Below are 18,119 nucleotides of genomic sequence, written 5' to 3' on the forward strand. Positions count from 1 at the left end.
AAACCGGTAGAAATATTTTTTTAAAAGATTCTTTTAATTTTATTTCTAAACGCATATCTTTGCAGTCCCAAAATAAGGGAAACCATTAAAAATGGCCCGTTCGTCTAGGGGTTAGGACAGGAGATTTTCATTCTTCAAACAGGGGTTCGATTCCCCTACGGGCTACAAAAAACAATACCAAAAGATGCTAAAACCCTGCAAATCAAAAGTTTGCAGGGTTTTTTGTTGGCATCAAAATACCATAATATGCACCAAATCGCAACAAAAATGAGCGTAATTCGGTGCGTAACCCAATGGTCAGACACTACGCACCGAATTGCTTATAATTAATTGAATATCAACCTGTTCAATTAATAAACATCTTGATAAAGGCAGACTACAAACTTACTTTTGTTTCACTTTTAAGCTTGTATTATGAAAACTAATTTCCATCTGCTTTTTTACATCAGAAAGCAAAAAAACTACAAAGGTGGTGCCATGCCTATCTACATGCGTATTACGGTTAACGGTAAACGTGCAGATATATCTGCCGGACGTGAATGCGAACCAACCAAATGGAACAGCCATGCAGGGCGCGCCATCGGTACAAAAGAAGAAATCAAGTCCCTTAACAATTACCTGGACAGCCTGCAAAGCAAAGTAAGAGATGCGCACCAGGCGTTGATTGATGCAAACCAAACCATAACAACCGAAAGCTTGCTGAACCAATTTACAGGTAAAACTCTAAAGAGCCACTACCTGATGCAATTGTTTACCGAGCATAATGCCAAAATAAAGGCATTGATCGGGAACGGTTTTGAGGCAAATACCCTGAAAGGATATAATACCTCTGAAAAACATCTTACAGGTTACTTATTAAATCAGTTTGGCAAAACCGATATTGAAATCAGCCAGTTAAACCATGCCTTTATTACAGGCTTTGAGTTTTACTTGAAAGCTGAATGTAAGATCAGCGGGGTATCGGCAGCCAAATATATCAAGCACCTGAAAAAAATTGTCAACCATTGCCTTGCTAATGGATGGCTAAAGCAAAATCCTTTTCTCAATTACAAGTCAAGTGCAAAAGCTAAAGAGCGCACTTATTTGACACAACAGGAGTTAGATGCGATAACAAACAATAAAAAATTAAGTGTTGAACGTTTACAGCAGGTAAGAGATGTTTTTGTTTTTTGCTGTTACACCGGGCTGTCCTATGCAGATGTTAAAAAACTGAAGCGAAGCGAGATTGGTATAGGTATGGATGGGGAACAATGGATATTTACCAGCAGGCAGAAAACGGACACATCATCAAGAATACCGCTTTTACCAGTAGCCTTAGAAATATTGAACCGTTATCGGGAGCACCCGCAATGTGAAAATAAGGGTCTATTACTGCCAGTCTTAAGCAATCAAAAAATGAATGCCTACTTAAAAGAAATAGCGGACTTATCCGATGTAGTGAAGCATTTAACATTTCATTTGGCAAGACACACTTTCGCAACCACAGTAACATTATCCAATAATGTACCAATTGAAACAGTCAGTAAAATGTTAGGCCATACCAATATTAAAACCACACAGCATTACGCTAAGATACTGGACATGAAAGTAAGTCATGATATGGCCTTGCTTAAACTGAAATATGCTACGGTTTAATAGAGAAATCAATAGAATTGCGGCGCGACTTGTAGCCTCAACTCTAATATCGTAAGATAATATCTTTAATTAAAGTTGACAAAAATTGTAAATTTTATTATATTTGAATAATGAATATAACGGAGGTATCAGGCCAAAAAGCCATCCCGGTAATTGTTCAGCGAGTTGAGCCAACTGACTTTAAAAGCATTACTAAAAAGCAATTCTTTTTTAGGTGGGATCAGCTTAAAGCAGATGCAGACATTTATAAATTGACCCTTGAAGACAGGCCGGTAATTTTGGGACTGATCGCATTAGTTGATGTTCCTGCCGAATACCGTATCGAAATTAAATTAATATCGGTATCAAAGGAAAACAGCGGAAGGTTAAAAAAGCATGAAGGTATAGCAGGGTGCCTTATTGCTCACGCCGCCAAGATAGCGTTAAGAAAATATTACGGTTTGGCTTGCGTATCGCTGACACCAAAGACAGAATTGCGGTCACATTATATTAAAAAGTATGGAATGACAACAGCAGGACAACAGGTTTATGCTGAATATGAAGTTTTAAGGGAATTGATTAAAACATACGATATATGAGCTTAAAAAAATTATTGAAGGAATATACTTTGGAAGAAATTGCGGAATCGTTAATGATACCCGCAAAGCTTACTGTTAAGCAACAAGAACAAGCTAACAGGGATTTAGCTACCGCCAGAAAAAAAAGTCAGGCAGCATTGACCGAAGAGCAAAAGATTGAATTAGACGTGTTACAATTACGTTTCCAGTTAGAGGATTATCTAAAGGATAGCTACAATCCGGCTTTAAACTTCGGACATTTTTTGGAACGCTACTTAACAATAATCCATAAAAAGAAAAAGGAGTTCGCACAGGAAATCCAAATCCATGAAACGCTACTTAGTCACCTGGTAAATAACCGCCGGGAGCCAAACGACAGCATTATCATTCGTTTGGAAATACACTCTAATAAGATCATACCTGCTATTTATTGGTATAAACTTGCGGAGAAGGCAAAAGAACATCAGATCAGGACGGACAATTCTTTAAGGGATAAAGAAAGGCCTTATGTTACCCATATTCTGCAAATGACTGCTTAAATGGGCATAGCTATCCTTTTAGTTTACTTACTTGTGTAGGGCAGCTTGTTTACTTCTTTAACCAGTTCCAATCCATTTATATCCGGATACACCCGGTCAAGATAAGCCTTAAACGCAACAGTAACTTCTATACTCCTCCATTCCATCATTGTCAGGCAAAGCTCCGGCCAGCGTTTCCGTTCCGACATAAAACCGTATAAGGGCAAATAAGGTGGTGAATGCTCAAAACTGTTCTTTACGAGTTTATCGTATCGCTCTTTCTGAAAATTCCTTTTAAAGTCCCGTGTTAAGTCATAAGCCACCACATGCTTGCCGCCGTGTTTTACCAAGTCGCCCAAATAGGGCGACCCCTCATCCCAAAAGAAAGTGAACAGGTAATCACGATACCCTGCTTCCGCAAGGTCACAAACATCTTTACTGTAGTAGGCATAAGCATCTTTGAAAATTTCCAGTGAGAAATCATCACGGTGCTTTTCGATAATAAAATCAATCACTTCATGCTCCTTGCGGATAGCCAGTTCCAATTCCGGGCCTTTGGCACCGGCACCCGGCACATCCAGGAAGAAACGCGGTTTAGAAAACAACTCGAAATAATAGCTTTTGAAAAAAATGGTTTTTCTTTCATAAGTTACCTGCACATATAAAGGATGGGTTTGCTGTCCATGAAAGTCAACTTCTTTCAACCGGTCATTATAATAGGTCTTGTAACTTATTTTATTCATTGAAAAAAACTTTAAAATTTTATTTGGTGCTTTTTAAACGCATTTTAATGAAAACTATTTAATCCTTCAAAGCGAAATACCTCAAAACCTATCAAATGCGATCAATCTGTATGATGTATTAACTATACAAATATATAAATTGTTTTGATGTATTTTAAAATATCAAAACAATTATTTAATTTTGTTTAACTTTTTGATTAAACCTATTCAAATCCAATTTAATTTTTAGGGTAAGGATCTTTTGCACAAGGCAAAAGATCAACGGATAATTAACATTTAATACTATAATCTATGACTACAATTGAAATGATTACGAGGGAAGATTTAAAGCAATTCAAAAGCGAATTGCTTAACGAGATCAGGCAGATCATAAAACCAGGGCAGGGCCAGTCCAAACAATGGCTCAAGAGTGTTGAAGTGCGGAAGCTATTAAACATTTCGCCCGGCACCCTGCAAAATCTGCGTATTAACGGAACACTGCGGTTTACTAAGATCGGTGGAATGCTATATTACAAACTGAAAGACATCCATAAATTACTGGAAGGAGGTTTGTAATGAAAATAGCAGCCAATCAAACCGCGACAGCGGACTATACCAAATGGCTCAGGCGCATGTCGAAAGACCAGCGCCTGTTGGCCACCCATATAAGTCTATATACCGCATTGTTCGTTTGCTGGCAACGGCAAGGCTTCGCCCAGCCCTTTGCAGTGAATCGGAGTGAGCTTATGGGCTTTAGCAAGATCGCATCGGTAGCGACTTATCATAAGTGCATAAAGGAACTGGATGAGTTTGGCTATATACATTATCAGCCGAGTTATCATCCCAAATTAGGCAGCCAGGTGTATTGGCCGGATGCCCTGATATAATCTATCTGAATATCTACCTATCAGTATATCTATAAAATGATTTCCGAGTATAAAAAATATTTAAACGCATGTGCAAAACGATGTTTTTGTAACCCAAATACCATGCGAAAACCACTGAAAATATCCTTAAAGGCACTCAAGGGCTCATTTATGAAAACAGCCACCGTCCGAACGCGAAAGCGTTTGGAGCGAGCGGGAGTCAGGTTACACCTGACTCTTCCGCTCGCCCTGCGGGGCCAGGGCTGTTTCCAGTATACCGTTAGTATACTTTACCCCTGCAAATAGCTTTAAAGGCTGTTTTCAGTATACTTAGTAGTATACCGTATTTACAAGCTATTGTTTAATAGACAATTAAGAAATTTTAGAATCTCATGTACAAACAGACAGATCCCAATATAAAAACCATCAGGTTTCCGATCACAGCCGATAGCAAGCTGCAAAAGCTGGCCGAAAAAACCGGCTTAACTAAGATCGAATTTTTTATCGCGATGGTGGATTATTTCTATAAAAGCAAGAAAGACCCGCGCGACTTGAACGATGAACTCTTGAAGAAAGAACTTGTCAAAAGAACAGATAGGGTCATTGCATTTATTAAGGTGATGGAAGATGATTTATTAATGCCGTTGATTACTTCTACCGGAAGGATTAGCAACTCACAGGAGCAGATCGTTAACTATTTTAACAAACATATCATTGCCCATAATAAGGAACAAAAGGAAGCTTATGCCAAGCAACAATCCGCGCTTAATAGCGTACAGGGTTCAATCAAAAGTATCGAAACAGCACAATACACCAAAGACCTGACTAAGCGGAAATGCTTAGAAATACTGGACTATTATATACAGCACCGGGAAAATATGAATATGATGACGAAGCAAACAGATAAAGACAGCCTGATCCAAAATGTCAGACAACAGATGAAGAACCTATAGGCAAAGGATATGCACATCAATATCAGTAAAAGCGAAACCGGCAACAATAAAGGCAGCAGCGGCCAATTAGTCAACTATCTGGAAAAAGAGAACCGACTGCTTTATGAACCAAACCCGCAATTGGAACCGGAATATTGGTTTAATCAGGAACAGCAGACGATACAGCCGTATGAGGTAAGATATGAGATTGACCACAACACCGACAGGCTATCTAAAGACGAGGCCAAATTCTTTTTGGTTAATATCAGTCCCAGCGAAAATGAATTATTATTTCTTAAAGAAGAATTTGGCGAAGATGGTGTTAAACAACAGTTGAAACAATACGCCAATCAGGTTATGGATGAATATGCCAAGAACTTTAAAAAAGAAAAAGTAATCGGTAATAAAGATATTCTATATTTTGGTAAAGTAGAGAACCACCGCTATTACACCCATAAGGATGAGGAAGTGAAAAATGGCTTGGCCAAACGGGGCGAGCCAAAGGCGGGAGAACAAATGCACGTACAAATCATTGTCAGCCGTAAGGATATTACCGACAGTATCCGTTTAAGCCCTTTAAACAATTCGCGAGGTAGGAATGCGGCGCATAGCCTTAAAGTCGGGCAATTTGATCGGGTAGCATTCAAGCACGCCGCGGAAAGAACTTTCGACCAGACCTTTGATTATGACCGGGAACTCAAAGAAACTTTTAAATACGCCAATACCTTAAAACATGGCGATTATGAACAAAGATTGGAATTAAAGGAGGAAGAGCGCAAGGAGCAGCAAGTTAAGCAACAGCAGAAAATGGAATTGGAACGGCAGATAAAGCAACAGCAGGAAATGGAATTAAGCAGGAAGCAAGACCGGAGCTTAGGGATTGGCGGCGGTTGGAGTATGAGGTAGCGCGGAATATATGTGCTTTTACCCATAACCCTGCGGCGTATGGGGTTTATTCAAAAGATACACTCCTTATTCACCGCTACAGCGAAGATAGCCCACACCGGGATAAAACGTCAAGGGTACATAAACGGGCAGGGTGTGTTGGTTTTTTTGCTTGCCCGCCCTTGACATTTTACCCGGTTACGCGCTTTTGGTTGCTTAACGTCTGAATAAGGGGTAGCTGTTCATTGGATTATAAAGTAAAATCTAAATAATTTATTAACAACTTTCTATAATGATTGAACTCGCTAATTTATTAAAGAAGGTACACCGAATTATTTTGATATTGACAAAGCTATTATTAAGCAATCAGGCGAAATAAATATAGTATCCTATATGAGTCGTTAGCTTTAGGATTAATTATTTCCTGTACATAAGTTAGAGCTGTGTGTTGTATGCCATACAAAACTTAGTTGTAACGCTACAGTTTTAAAGTAAAAAGAAAAACTATCGGCCAGTTTGGCGCCTTCTTATTTTTTATTTAACTTTCAGTAAATAAAGGTCAATCTTTAGGCTTATCTACATAATTATTTCGTTTAAGGCATTAATATTATTACTGTCAATATATAATTGCTCATTAAGATTGTTTGACGGCGTATCGCGTCAAATTAAAATAATTAATTTTTTTATCATCAAACAGCATCGATTCGCGTAAATGTGCCATTCAGCAGGCCCAGGGCATTATTATCAATAAGTTACTAAAAATCGCCGACAAGCTAGTTAGCGGTAACCAATACGGGGCACTTGCTTTGCAGATGAGTTTATAACTATGGTACTTTTTATTAAAAATATGACTTGTCTTCGATGCCGCATGGTTGTGAAGAGTGAGTTAGAAAAACTCGGCATGTATTGTATTACTGTGGAAACCGGGCAGGTAGAAGTATTAGGCAATCTTTCTGACCATCAGTTGCGCTATTTTAAAGCCGCTTTATTAAATGCCGGATTGGAATTGATTGAAGATCGAAAAAAGATATTAATTGAAAGGATCAAAGCTATTGTCCTTGATATGATAGACAACTCCGATTATCCCTTAAAGACCAACTTTTCGCTTTATTTAAGTGAAATGCTGAACCTGGATTACACCTACCTGGCCAACGTTTTTTCAGCAATGCAAGGTATTACCGTTGAACATTTTATTATAGCCAATAAAATACGCCGGGTAAAAGAATTGATCTGTGCTAAGGAACTGAATCTTACCGAAATTTCCTGGAAACTTAATTACAGTAGTGTTGCCCATCTGTCAACCCAGTTTAAAAAAGTTACCGGCGTGACCCCTTCCCACTTTAAGTACATTGAATGTGCCGGTACATTGCTTCCTGCAATGTGTGAATTATAGAACTTATTCAAATAATTGTATAACATTTCCGGCCATTATCCGGGTAGGTTTGTAGTGTCCCCAATTCTGCCGTTTAGGTTGGCGACGCTAACATTTAATATTTAAATAACTTTTATGAAAAAAAGAACTACCCCGACTATTGATAGAATACCTGCGTATAAAAGCAAATGCTACTCAAAAATCTTCTCAGCCATTTGGTCGCTGGTTTTACTGCTCATTGTATTTACCGCTGGCTGTAAAAAGGATGAATTTGTAGCCGCACAAGGCGTATGCCCTTTAGTAACAACCGACCCGATGGATAAAGCGGTTGATGTCGTATTACCTAAAGTTATTACCGCGACTTTTAATACTGATATGGATCCGGCAACCATTACCAAAACAACTTTTATAATTAAACAGGGCGCTAACGCGGTTAGCGGAACCGTTGCGCCTACAGCAAGTGCCCGTGTTTACACTTTTACACCAGATGTACCACTGCTGCCATTTGCGGTCTATACAGGTACCATTACTACCGGCGCCGCGGATAAATTCCATACCGCACTGGTAAATGATAATGTTTGGACATTTACTACTATCCCACAAGTATCGTTATCCGTATTGCCGGCTGCCAGCGGCACAACTACGGGCACTGGTACGTTTGCACAAGGGTCTACTGCATCGGTAACAGCGACAGCTGTAACCGGATTTGTATTTGTTAATTGGACAGACGGTGCGACCGTTGCCTCAACAAGTTCAAGTTACCAGTTTACTGTGGCAGGCAACAGGGCGTTAATAGCCAATTTTGCTGCTATAGCAGTTGGCAAAGTGGCTTTAAACTTAGCGGCAAACCCTATAGCTGGTGGCACAGTTGCCGGGCAAGGACAATTTAGTATTGGCTCAACGGTTACCGCATCGGCGACACCAAGAGCAGGTTATACATTTGTTAACTGGACTGATAATGGCATCGTGGTTTCCACCAGCTCAAGTTATCAATTTGTGCTAGCTGTCAACAAAACATTAACGGCTAATTTTAGCGCAATACCGGCATCTCAATTTGCAGTTGTATTATCATCAAACCCGGTAGCTGGTGGTTCAACAACCGGCGCAGGATCATTTGCGGCAGGAACTTCGGTAACTGTAACTGCAACAGCTAATGCAGGCTATACCTTTGTTAACTGGACAGATGGCGCGACAGTAGCATCGACCAGCCCGGCTTATACTTTCCCGTTAAGCGCTAACCGGACATTGGTTGCCAATTTCTTATTGAACACTTACACGTTAACGGTAAATGCAAATGCGCTGATGGGTTCGGTTGCAAAAAATCCAAACCTGGCTGTTTATAATAGCGGAGCTAACGTGCAGCTTACAGCTACAGCAAATCCCGGATTTAGATTCTCGTCATGGAGCGGCGATGCAACCGGATCTGTAAACCCGTTAACGGTGAACATGAACAGCAATAAAAACATTACCGCAAACTTTACAGCGGTGGTAGCGCTTGGCCCGGTATTACCAGGACTTGGTGCTGCTGCTAACTTTAGCATATTAACCGAATCCGGAATATCAACTACCGGTATTACTTCAATAACCGGTGATATCGGCGTAAGCCCGATAACATCAACTGCCATAACAGGCTTTGGATTGATCATGGATACCAATGGTCAAACATCGCATACACCCATAGTAACCGGAAAAGTTTACGCGTCTGATTATGCCGTGCCAACACCGGGTAATTTAACAACAGCTATAGGCGATATGGAAACGGCTTATACCAATTCAAATAACCTGGTAACACCGGCACCAGTAGTTGGTTTAGGCGCAGGCGATATCAGTGGTTTAACATTGCCTCCCGGCTTATATAAATGGAGTACGCAGTTATTAATAACAAACGCAGGCGTAACACTTGCAGGCGGGCCTAATGATACCTGGGTTTTACAAATAGCCGCAGATTTGATTGTAAATAATACAGCCATCATCCATTTAACCGGAGGTGCGCAAGCCAAGAATATCTATTGGGTGGTTGCAGGCCAGGCCACGCTTGGTACAGCGGTTGACTTTAGTGGTAATATCCTGAGTAAAAATCTGATCTCTTTAAATACCGGTGCTAAAGTTACCGGCAGGTTATTGGCTCAAAAAGCGGTTACGTTAAATGCTGCTACAGTAATAATCCCTTAATATTATTCACCCTTAAAAGTACATTCCCAGTGAGGAGTGTACTTACTTAACTTACTTACATTAAAAAGAAATATATGCTACTACAATATAAAATGATAAAAAGGGCCATCCTGCTTTCGGCGATAGTTGTCCTTTCACAAGTTGCCGCACAGGCACAGGTTACCCAGCCTACCTGGTGGTGGGGTTTATCGGGTGCTGCCAATTTTAACTTTTACGATGGTACAACCCAAACGCTTAATAGCAGCCTAATGGTTCCCACCGCGTTTCATAAAGGGTTTGGGATAAAGCCTTATGGCTCTGTATTGGTTGAGTATCGTCCGGCCGGTATCTGGGGCATCATGCTTAACGTAGGTTATGATGGCCGCGGAGGCAAATTTAATGATGTTGTGGCGCCTTGTAACTGCGATGCAACCTTGCATACCGATGCGGCCTATGTCGCCGTCGAACCAAGCTTACGTTTAGCGGTACCGGCATCGAACCTTTATTTTTTTGCAGGCCCGCGTTTAGCGTTCAATATCCAGAACGGTTTTTCGTACACACAAGTTAAACAGCTTAATACTAATGGCGAGTTAAGCAATATGCGCAAAACATTAGTATCCGGGCAAGTGGGTGTTGGTTATGAGATCCCATTGGCATCTGCCACTAATCCTAACAAAATTAATCTTTCGCCATTTGTTTCTTATCAGCCTTATTTTGGCCAGGCGCCACGCAGTATTGAAAGCTGGCAAGTGACAACTATACGCGCAGGCATTGCCCTTAAATTTGGTAAGGGCCATAAAAAAGTTGTGGAAATACCGGCAGCAGCAATAGTTCCTGTTGCTGTTGATGTTACATTCTCTGTACGTGCGCCTAAAGCGGTACCGTTAAAACGCCAGGTAAGCGAAACTTTACCTTTGCTTAACGCTGTGTTTTTTGATGATGGCGCCAACACCATACCCGACCGTTACATAGCACTTAACAAAGCACAGGCTGATAACTTTAAAGAAGAACAATTGCAGGAAGAACAATCAGTAACCATGTCTGGACGTTCTGCAAGACAGTTAAATGTATACCATAATATACTGAACATTCTGGGTGACCGTATGCGTACCAATCCGGGTACTACCATATCATTAACTGGTGCACCTGCAGGTGATGGTAAAATAATGGCCGAATCAATAAAAATGTATCTGACAGACACATTTGGAATTAACGGTTCACGTATCACAACGCTTGCCCGCAAAAAACCGGCTAATCCTTCAGAGCAACCTGGTGGTAACAAAGAGCTTGTTTTACTACGTGCCGAAGACAGGCGTGTTGACATTGCAAGCACATCGCCCGAATTGCTGATGGAAGTTGGGGGCGGAATGATGAAACCCGTACATATTAACACCATGCAAACAGATCCCCTTGACAGTTACGTAGTCTTAAATGTTGACGGCGCTAAAAAGCAGTTAAATAGCTGGTCGATAAATGCGACTGACGACCGGAGTGTAACCCAACATTACGGTCCGTTCACCAATGACCAGGAAAGCATATCAGGCATAGCAATGATTGGTAATAATCCTGAAGGAAACTACAAAATCACGATGACCGGCGAAACTAAAAACGGAACTACAATTACTAAAGAAAATACTGTGCATTTAATACGCCAGGACGCTGCTATCCAGAAAGGTCTTCGTTACAGCGTAGTATTTGATTTTGATAAGGCCATTGGTATAGCATCGTACAATAAATTGTTAACTGATATAGTATCGCCTTTAATTACCGATGGATCGACAGTTATTGTACATGGCCATACTGACATTATTGGTGAAGAGGATTATAACCAAAAATTATCTGACAGCCGTGCACAACAAACACAAAAGGTGCTTGAAAGCAGCCTGTCAGCAACCGGCAAAAACAATGTTAAGTTTGAAACACTTGGCTTCGGGGAAGACATCAATCATTCGCCATTTGAAAACGCGTTGCCTGAAGAACGTTTTTATAACCGTACGGTTGTGATAGACATTATCCCGACAAATAAATAATATGCTATATGCAGGTGAGTGCTCAATATTTATACAAGAAAAGAGTCACCGCTGGTGGTTTTTTTCTTGTATGTTTAACCGGATATCATGAAACTACATAAAGCAGATAGTTGTGGTTGTTTTTATTGGCCTGCCCTTGACATTTTATCTAGTTTGCCCCGTTCATTATTTGCGTGATAAATAAGGCATTATGTTTTCATATCTTTCCGATGGAAATGAAAATGGATATTTAAAAATTAGTGACAAGTAATTTTCAAATATTTGAAATATTTTGTATATTGTGAGCTAAGATTTGTAAATAATCTGCATCAAAAAATGGTTAGCAATTCGGTGCGTAGCACATAGGTAACCATGTAAGATATTGTAAGTCAATGGGTTAATAATCGTGTTCGATTCCCCTACGGGCTACATTAAAACAAATTAAAATCCTGTAAGTCAAAAGCTTACAGGATTTTTTGTTTTATTTCGGACAAATATCGGACACCTATTCAGAATGCAATTGCAACTGCATATTGAGAAAAGCCATAAATAATCTATGGTTTTCTCAGAACATAACTTTTACTGTTATTTAAATTTTAAACTTTTTAGAAGGTCATATAGAGTTGCTTTGGCCTTAGCTGAGTCTGTTACGTCAAAAGGCATCATTCCGTCAATAATCTTCGTTCGTGATTTGTCTGCAGTAAAATATGAATAAGTCCACAACTCACCTGCCGGAGCCGGTAATAATGTAATCAAAAAACGCCGGCCATTTATCGTTTCTATATATGAATTGTATCCCGCAACATTTTTGACAACGCATCCATGCCCGCTTTTTGTTTTATAAGATAATCGACGTTCAGGGGCTGTTTCAATTGAACCGGATGAATTGCAACCACCAGGTCATTTATGAGGTAAGTGTCTTGCGAATGAAAGTCTTTTAAAACCTGAAATACGTGATCATTGCTATTTTTATACTTTCATGAACAACAGAGATTGTCCGGTCTGTGCTTATTTTGTTAATTTATTTGCTGGACTTACTGTTGCGACATGGTTTATTTCCAAACGTTGCGCAATAGCTGCTACGCTGAAAAAAATTATGTTATAACACATATTTTTTTCATGGCTTTTTAATTTAGTGATAGGGGAAAGTACAATAGTGCCCACTATTGTACTTTATTCCCTTTATTAAATCATAAATGATTGCTTTTGCGTTCTCCTTATCTTTGATATTCGCTGTGAAAACGCCTGCTACTTGAACGGTATTAGAGCTATTTACGCAGAAGAAACGATAAAGAATTACATCTGTTTTGGTAGAGTCCAGTCCTAAGGCGAATCTTTTTCCGTCTACAGTTTCAATGCTAGCAGGGCCTATACTTTGCATTGTAATTTTTTCGGCTTGCAATTTAGAAGAGGGGCGTCTGGGTATGGTATGAAGTAAAACCAAAATGTTATCGATTTTATACGCATCCTCTGAATGATTATTAAAAAACTTTGAAGCGAACGCTACCTGCTTAATTCCTTGTATGTTAAATTCAGCAACTCTGTTTTCTGCATTTTTTTCATCCTATTTGGCTGCTCTGTTTGAATCAATCTTCTATATACGTGGGCCTTTTAAAACATTACTGAAGAGTACGTTTTTTACCAATGGAAACGCTTCGAAATCCGTAGACTGATCAGACTTTATCTTATATGAGACATTTCGTTTGATTGCGTCCTCCAGCCCTTCAAGTTCTTCTGCCGTTATTAATGTATTGGTTTTTACAATAAAGTTTATATATTCAACCTTACCTTTTGTCGAAACAAATATTTCAATAGCAATATTAGGCTCTGTCGTCAATTCCTTTAATCGCTCATCTTTAAATACTTCTTTAAATGCTTTATATAATCCCTGAGGGGTTGCTGTTTCTATTTGGAAGTCTGTATTTTTTACTTTAGGGACATGGTGACCATATACACTATTTGTATTTGATACAATCATTTTACCATCTGCAAGCATGTCGATTTTATATTTACCTCTTTTGGCTTGAACAGTAGAGTTAACTTTTAGTCTTTGTGCGTTAGCAAGACCTATACTTGTCAGAAAAAACGCCGTGATTAATATTATTTTTTTCATTTTTTAATTTGAGCTCGGTTCTCGTTGATTTTTTAAGCCGTTGATGGTAAGGAACGACCGCTATATTATTCGAATCGTTTTGTTGTGCCATGCAATTTATGCTGAACATTGCAAGAGCAAGTATTATTGATAGTCTTTTCATTTGTTTAAATTGATTTTAGCATCTTCATTTAAAAACCCCGCTCATAATACTCATCTAAAAAGTAGACGGCCGTATTACTTAGCCAAATTTGTGAAATTCAGCATCCGCTGCTTTGTTATTGAAGACTTCTTCTGTGGCCACTGAAAACACAAAGACTGTCTGGTTCGACAGCCTCTTCATTTACAGGATATCAGCCATATATATGTTTGTCATTCCATGAAATGCATAATCAAGGGCAAATACGCTTGCCTCACGGTATTAAATTTTCATACACCAGGTTAATTGCATCATAAAGTACAAAAAAAGGCCCTATTTAGTTAAATAAGGCCCCTTTGATCTTAAGCGGTAACTTTATTGTACTTTATATTTCACACCTGCCAAAACCTCTTTCACAAGACTTTGTGCTTTAGCCTCGTCTTCTGAAGCATATTGTAAACTACAGTCAAATCTAACTAGCGTTGATTCATTCAATCCATTAATAATAATGCATCTTCCAGGATATGAATCTCTTGTGCAAACAATAAATTTGTTACCATTTATGGTTTCTATTCTTGATGAATAGCTTGGATAGCCGGAATGAGCCCCATCCTCCACTTTTTTGAAATTAGACAGATAATCTTGTCCATTCGTAGAAGATGGTAATTGTTTGTAACCTACTGTAATTAAAATGTTGTCGACGAAATAAACTTTTGATGCTGAATTGACCATAAAGTCCAATGGCAGTTTGTTATTATATTTTTTTTGAACGAATGAATTAACTTGCGCTCTCGATGCTTCAGTCATTTGTTTTGGGACAGCCACAGTGCCAAGTTTATCAAGTCTGATCTGTTGGGCAAACGTTGTTAGAGCACACATCAGGCACCCTATAAAAAATATTGTTTTTTTCATGTTCTTGTTATTTTATAATTTGATTCAGTTACATCCCACAGTACCGACGGACGGGGTATCCCTATTGTTGTTACCGTTTAAAATAGTAAATACAGGTGGGTTAGCGGATCTGTCGGCTCTATAAATATTTACCAACCCGTGAAATTCTGAATCAAGGGCAAATATGCTTGCATCAGTCTCAGTGGCTCCTACATGGTTTTGCATATAGGCGTCCATAGCGGCCTGATAATCAGAGCTTGTAGAATTTGGACTGTTATGCCATGTATTGTATTTGTTGCCCAAAGCAAAAACTTGTGAAAAGCATTGCTGACAAAAAAGTTATATAATATTTCATGATTGAAGATTTTATAGGTTAACAGTTAACTTGAGTTACAGTGTCATGAACACCTTTAGTGACTTTATAGGGAACAAGAGTATTTGATCCGGCTTTTTTTACATAATAATTAAACATGTCCGGATACATCTCCTCAAGGGCGATGAAACCACAAAGTCCAGGGTCATTATTGTATGATTCTGCGTCCGTTAACTTCATTATTGAAATCCGCTTCTGCGTGGCTTCTGCAAATACAAAAAGCTGCCTCATTTTTGAGGCAGCCTCTTTAAACGAATATTTTATAAGATACAGTTATTGTACCTTAAATTTAATTCCCTTTATGATATCATAGATAAGTGCTTTTGCCTTTTCCTTATCTTTTATATCGGCTGTAACAACTCCTGCTACTTGAATGGTATTAGCGCTATTTACACAGAAGAAGCGATAAAGAATTACATCTTTTTTGGTAGAGTCCAGCCCTAAAACGAATCTTTTACCGTCTACAGTTTCAATGCTAGCAGGGCCTATGCTTTGCATTGTAAGTTTTAAAGCATTTAATTTATTCGATGGCTGCCTAGGCGATGTTTTAATGAAAATCGTAATATCATCGACTTTATAAACGTAATCTGAATTGCTGTTAAGAAAGTTTTGAAGGGACGGGTGTTTTCCCAACTTCTGACGTGTCATATTAAGCACCTCTTTTTGCTGCATTTTTTGCATCCTGCCTGGCGGCTTTATGCTGGCCATATTCGAGAATTCTATTTGTTGCCCAAAGCAAAAACTTGTGAAAAGCATTGCTGACAAAAAAGTTATATAATATTTCATGATTGAAGATTTTATAGGTTAACAGTTAACTTGAGTTACAGTGTCATGAACACCTTTAGTGACTTTATAGGGAACAAGAGTATTTGATCCGGCTTTTTTTACATAATAATTAAACATGTCCGGATACATCTCCTCAAGGGCGATGAAACCACAAAGTCCAGGGTCATTATTGTATGATTCTGCGTCCGTTAACTTCATTATTGAAATCCGCTTCTGCGTGGCTTCTGCAAATACAAAAAGCTGCCTCATTTTTGAGGCAGCCTCTTTAAACGAATATTTTATAAGATACAGTTATTGTACCTTAAATTTAATTCCCTTTACGATATCATAAATAACCGCTTTTGCCTTCTCTTTATCTTTTATATCCGCTGTAACAAGGCCCCCCACTTGAGTGGTATTGGAACTGTTTACACAATAGAAATGATAGACAACGACATCGGTTTTCGTAGTATCGAGTCCTATGAGAACTCTTTTGCCGTCTACAGTTTCAATGCTAGCCGGACCTGTACTTCGTAACAATATTTTTTGAGCATCTAATTTATAAGAGCGAAGCCTAGGTATGGTATTAAGTAAAACGACAATGTCACCCACTTTATACACATCCTCTGAATGATTGTTGATAAAGCTTTGAAGAGAAGGATGTTTTCCCAACTTCTGGCGTGTTAAGTTTAGTACTTCTGTTTGCTGCATTTTTTTCATTGTACTTGCTGGCTTTACGCTCGCCATATTCGTGAATTCAATTTGCTGCCCGAAGCAAATACTTGTAAAAAATATTGTTGACAAAAAAGTTATATAATATCTCATGTTTGAAGATTTTATAGGTTAACAGTTAACTTGAGCTACAGTGTCATGAACACCTTTAGTGACTTTATAGGGAAGAGTATTTGATCCGGCTTTTTTTACATAATAATTAAACATCTCCGGATACATCTCCTCAAGGGCGATGAAACCACAAAGTCCAGGGTCATTATTGTATGATTCTGCGTCCGTTAACTTCATTATTGAAATCCGCTTCTGCGTGGCTTCTGCAAATACAAAAAGCTGCCTCATTTTTGAGGCAGCCTCTTTAAACGAATATTTTATAAGATACAGTTATTGTACCTTAAATTTAATTCCCTTTACGATATCATAAATAACCGCTTTTGCCTTCTCTTTATCTTTTATATCCGCTGTAACAAGACCCCCCACTTGAGTGGTATTGGAACTGTTTACACAAAAGAAATGATATACGGCGATATCATTTAGTGTAGTATCAAATGTTATAAGAAATTTTTTGCCGCCCAAAGTTTCAATACTGGTTGAACCTGAACGCTGGAATAGTTTACGTTGCGTTTCTAATTTAAAGGATGGACTCTTAGGTACGGTTTTTACCAAAACCAGGATGTTATCAACTTTATACATATTATCTGGATGGTCGTTAATAAAGCTTTGAAGAGAAGGATGTTTTCCCAACTTTTGGTGCGTAATATTCAATACCTCTGAATGCTGCATTTTTTGCATCCTGCCTGGCGGCGTTATGCTGGCCATATTCGCAAATTCTATTTGTTGCCCAAAACAAATACTTGCAAAAAATATTGCTGACAAAAAAGTTATATAATATTTCATTGATCGAAGATTTTTATTGTTAACAGTTAACTTGAGTAACAGTCGGATGAACGCCATTAACCACTTTATAGGGAGTAAGAGTATTTGATCCGGCTTTTTTTACATAATAATTAAACATGTCCGGATACATTGACTCAAGGGCAGCAAATCCTGCAAGTCCTGGGTCAGGATAATCAATTTCGTAGTTGCCTGCTTTATTGGTATAATCAGATTCAACATGAGAGTTATTATTAAATGCCGTGATACCATCCTGCCCACGGGCTTTCGCCCAGTCCTTTACAGTAACTATAAACACATCTTCATTTTCTGAGGCAGTAAATGAATTAACCTTTATTAAATTTATAAGCTTTTGTGCCTGTCTTTTTAATGAAACATTTATTTAATGGAGCAATTGATTCGCATCCTTTTCAATTTCAAATTAGTCTTCAACCAGTGGATTGACAAAAGGCTGTTCCATACTTGGTGTGACCCCAAAAAGTTGGACAGATTACAAAATTAAGTTTTTTGTACGAGAGCTCGGTATTCCACCGGGCTCTTTCCATTTAACCTGTTTTTTATTCTCTTATTGTTGTAGTAATGAATGTAT

Annotated in this window: 19 protein-coding genes and 1 tRNA gene; 11 read left to right on the top strand and 9 right to left on the bottom strand. The window is 38.7% G+C overall.

Going from position 1 to position 18,119, the window contains the following annotated elements:
- Positions 1–93: 93 nt before the first annotated feature.
- The 4 genes from ABD772_RS16785 (at position 94) to ABD772_RS16800 (ending at position 2,731) form a co-directional block, all read left to right on the top strand.
- A tRNA-Glu gene (locus ABD772_RS16785) sits at positions 94–165 on the top strand.
- A gap of 249 nt (positions 166–414) precedes the next feature.
- Positions 415–1,635 carry a site-specific integrase gene (locus ABD772_RS16790; RefSeq protein ID WP_345107127.1) on the top strand — a complete coding sequence of 407 codons (1,221 nt, stop codon included), beginning with the start codon at positions 415–417 and terminating at the stop codon, positions 1,633–1,635.
- A 110-nt stretch (positions 1,636–1,745) separates the two neighbouring features.
- Positions 1,746–2,213 (top strand): hypothetical protein, encoded by a 468-nt coding sequence (locus ABD772_RS16795; RefSeq protein WP_345107130.1) that lies wholly within the window; start codon positions 1,746–1,748, stop codon positions 2,211–2,213.
- Positions 2,210–2,731, top strand: a complete 522-nt coding sequence (locus tag ABD772_RS16800; RefSeq protein WP_345107133.1) for a hypothetical protein — start codon at positions 2,210–2,212, stop codon at positions 2,729–2,731. Before ABD772_RS16795 ends, ABD772_RS16800 begins: the two co-directional genes overlap by 4 nt.
- Positions 2,732–2,754: 23 nt before the next feature.
- Here the strand turns inward: ABD772_RS16800 and ABD772_RS16805 are convergent, their stop codons facing one another.
- A complete protein-coding gene (locus ABD772_RS16805) occupies positions 2,755–3,453 on the bottom strand; it encodes a hypothetical protein (RefSeq protein WP_345107136.1) in 699 nt (232 codons plus the stop codon).
- A 291-nt stretch (positions 3,454–3,744) separates the two neighbouring features.
- Between ABD772_RS16805 and ABD772_RS16810 the strand changes: the two genes are divergently transcribed.
- The 7 genes from ABD772_RS16810 to ABD772_RS16840 all read left to right on the top strand — a co-directional run bounded on the left by ABD772_RS16810 (position 3,745) and on the right by ABD772_RS16840 (position 11,668).
- Entirely contained in the window at positions 3,745–4,008 is a 264-nt protein-coding gene (locus tag ABD772_RS16810; RefSeq protein ID WP_345107138.1) for a helix-turn-helix domain-containing protein, read from the top strand.
- On the top strand, positions 4,008–4,319 hold the full coding sequence (locus ABD772_RS16815) for a hypothetical protein (protein WP_345107141.1): 312 nt from the start codon (positions 4,008–4,010) through the stop codon (positions 4,317–4,319). Before ABD772_RS16810 ends, ABD772_RS16815 begins: the two co-directional genes overlap by 1 nt.
- Before the next feature lie 371 nt (positions 4,320–4,690).
- Entirely contained in the window at positions 4,691–5,251 is a 561-nt protein-coding gene (locus tag ABD772_RS16820) for a BfmA/BtgA family mobilization protein (protein ID WP_345107143.1), read from the top strand.
- A gap of 9 nt (positions 5,252–5,260) precedes the next feature.
- Complete coding sequence (locus tag ABD772_RS16825) at positions 5,261–6,136, top strand: DUF5712 family protein (protein ID WP_345107145.1); 876 nt, start codon at positions 5,261–5,263, stop codon at positions 6,134–6,136.
- Positions 6,137–6,983: 847 nt separating this feature from the next.
- On the top strand, positions 6,984–7,508 hold the full coding sequence (locus ABD772_RS16830; RefSeq protein ID WP_345107148.1) for a helix-turn-helix domain-containing protein: 525 nt from the start codon (positions 6,984–6,986) through the stop codon (positions 7,506–7,508).
- 114 nt (positions 7,509–7,622) lie between these two features.
- Positions 7,623–9,659, top strand: a complete 2,037-nt coding sequence (locus ABD772_RS16835; RefSeq protein ID WP_345107150.1) for an ice-binding family protein — start codon at positions 7,623–7,625, stop codon at positions 9,657–9,659.
- Positions 9,660–9,733: 74 nt separating this feature from the next.
- Complete coding sequence (locus ABD772_RS16840; RefSeq protein WP_345107153.1) at positions 9,734–11,668, top strand: outer membrane beta-barrel protein; 1,935 nt, start codon at positions 9,734–9,736, stop codon at positions 11,666–11,668.
- Positions 11,669–13,241: 1,573 nt separating this feature from the next.
- Here the strand turns inward: ABD772_RS16840 and ABD772_RS16845 are convergent.
- The 8 genes from ABD772_RS16845 to ABD772_RS17625 all read right to left on the bottom strand — a co-directional run bounded on the left by ABD772_RS16845 (position 13,242) and on the right by ABD772_RS17625 (position 18,115).
- A complete protein-coding gene (locus ABD772_RS16845) occupies positions 13,242–13,760 on the bottom strand; it encodes a hypothetical protein (protein WP_345107156.1) in 519 nt (172 codons plus the stop codon).
- A 493-nt stretch (positions 13,761–14,253) separates the two neighbouring features.
- Positions 14,254–14,790 carry a hypothetical protein gene (locus ABD772_RS16850; protein WP_345107158.1) on the bottom strand — a complete coding sequence of 179 codons (537 nt, stop codon included), beginning with the start codon at positions 14,788–14,790 and terminating at the stop codon, positions 14,254–14,256.
- A 625-nt stretch (positions 14,791–15,415) separates the two neighbouring features.
- Entirely contained in the window at positions 15,416–15,928 is a 513-nt protein-coding gene (locus ABD772_RS16855; protein ID WP_345107161.1) for a hypothetical protein, read from the bottom strand.
- A gap of 291 nt (positions 15,929–16,219) precedes the next feature.
- Entirely contained in the window at positions 16,220–16,732 is a 513-nt protein-coding gene (locus ABD772_RS16860; RefSeq protein WP_345107164.1) for a hypothetical protein, read from the bottom strand.
- Positions 16,733–16,750: 18 nt separating this feature from the next.
- Entirely contained in the window at positions 16,751–16,978 is a 228-nt protein-coding gene (locus ABD772_RS16865; RefSeq protein WP_345107166.1) for a hypothetical protein, read from the bottom strand.
- Between the two features lie 42 nt (positions 16,979–17,020).
- A complete protein-coding gene (locus ABD772_RS16870) occupies positions 17,021–17,533 on the bottom strand; it encodes a hypothetical protein (RefSeq protein ID WP_345107168.1) in 513 nt (170 codons plus the stop codon).
- A gap of 19 nt (positions 17,534–17,552) precedes the next feature.
- On the bottom strand, positions 17,553–17,828 hold the full coding sequence (locus ABD772_RS16875; protein ID WP_345107171.1) for a hypothetical protein: 276 nt from the start codon (positions 17,826–17,828) through the stop codon (positions 17,553–17,555).
- Between the two features lie 200 nt (positions 17,829–18,028).
- Positions 18,029–18,115: an IS3 family transposase gene (locus ABD772_RS17625; RefSeq protein ID WP_425562807.1), complete on the bottom strand. Its 87-nt coding sequence runs from the start codon at positions 18,113–18,115 to the stop codon at positions 18,029–18,031.
- Positions 18,116–18,119 lie beyond the last annotated feature (4 nt).

It is taken from the genome of Mucilaginibacter panaciglaebae, assembly GCF_039539265.1.
In the GTDB taxonomy this organism is placed as follows: Bacteria; Bacteroidota; Bacteroidia; order Sphingobacteriales; family Sphingobacteriaceae; genus Mucilaginibacter; species Mucilaginibacter panaciglaebae.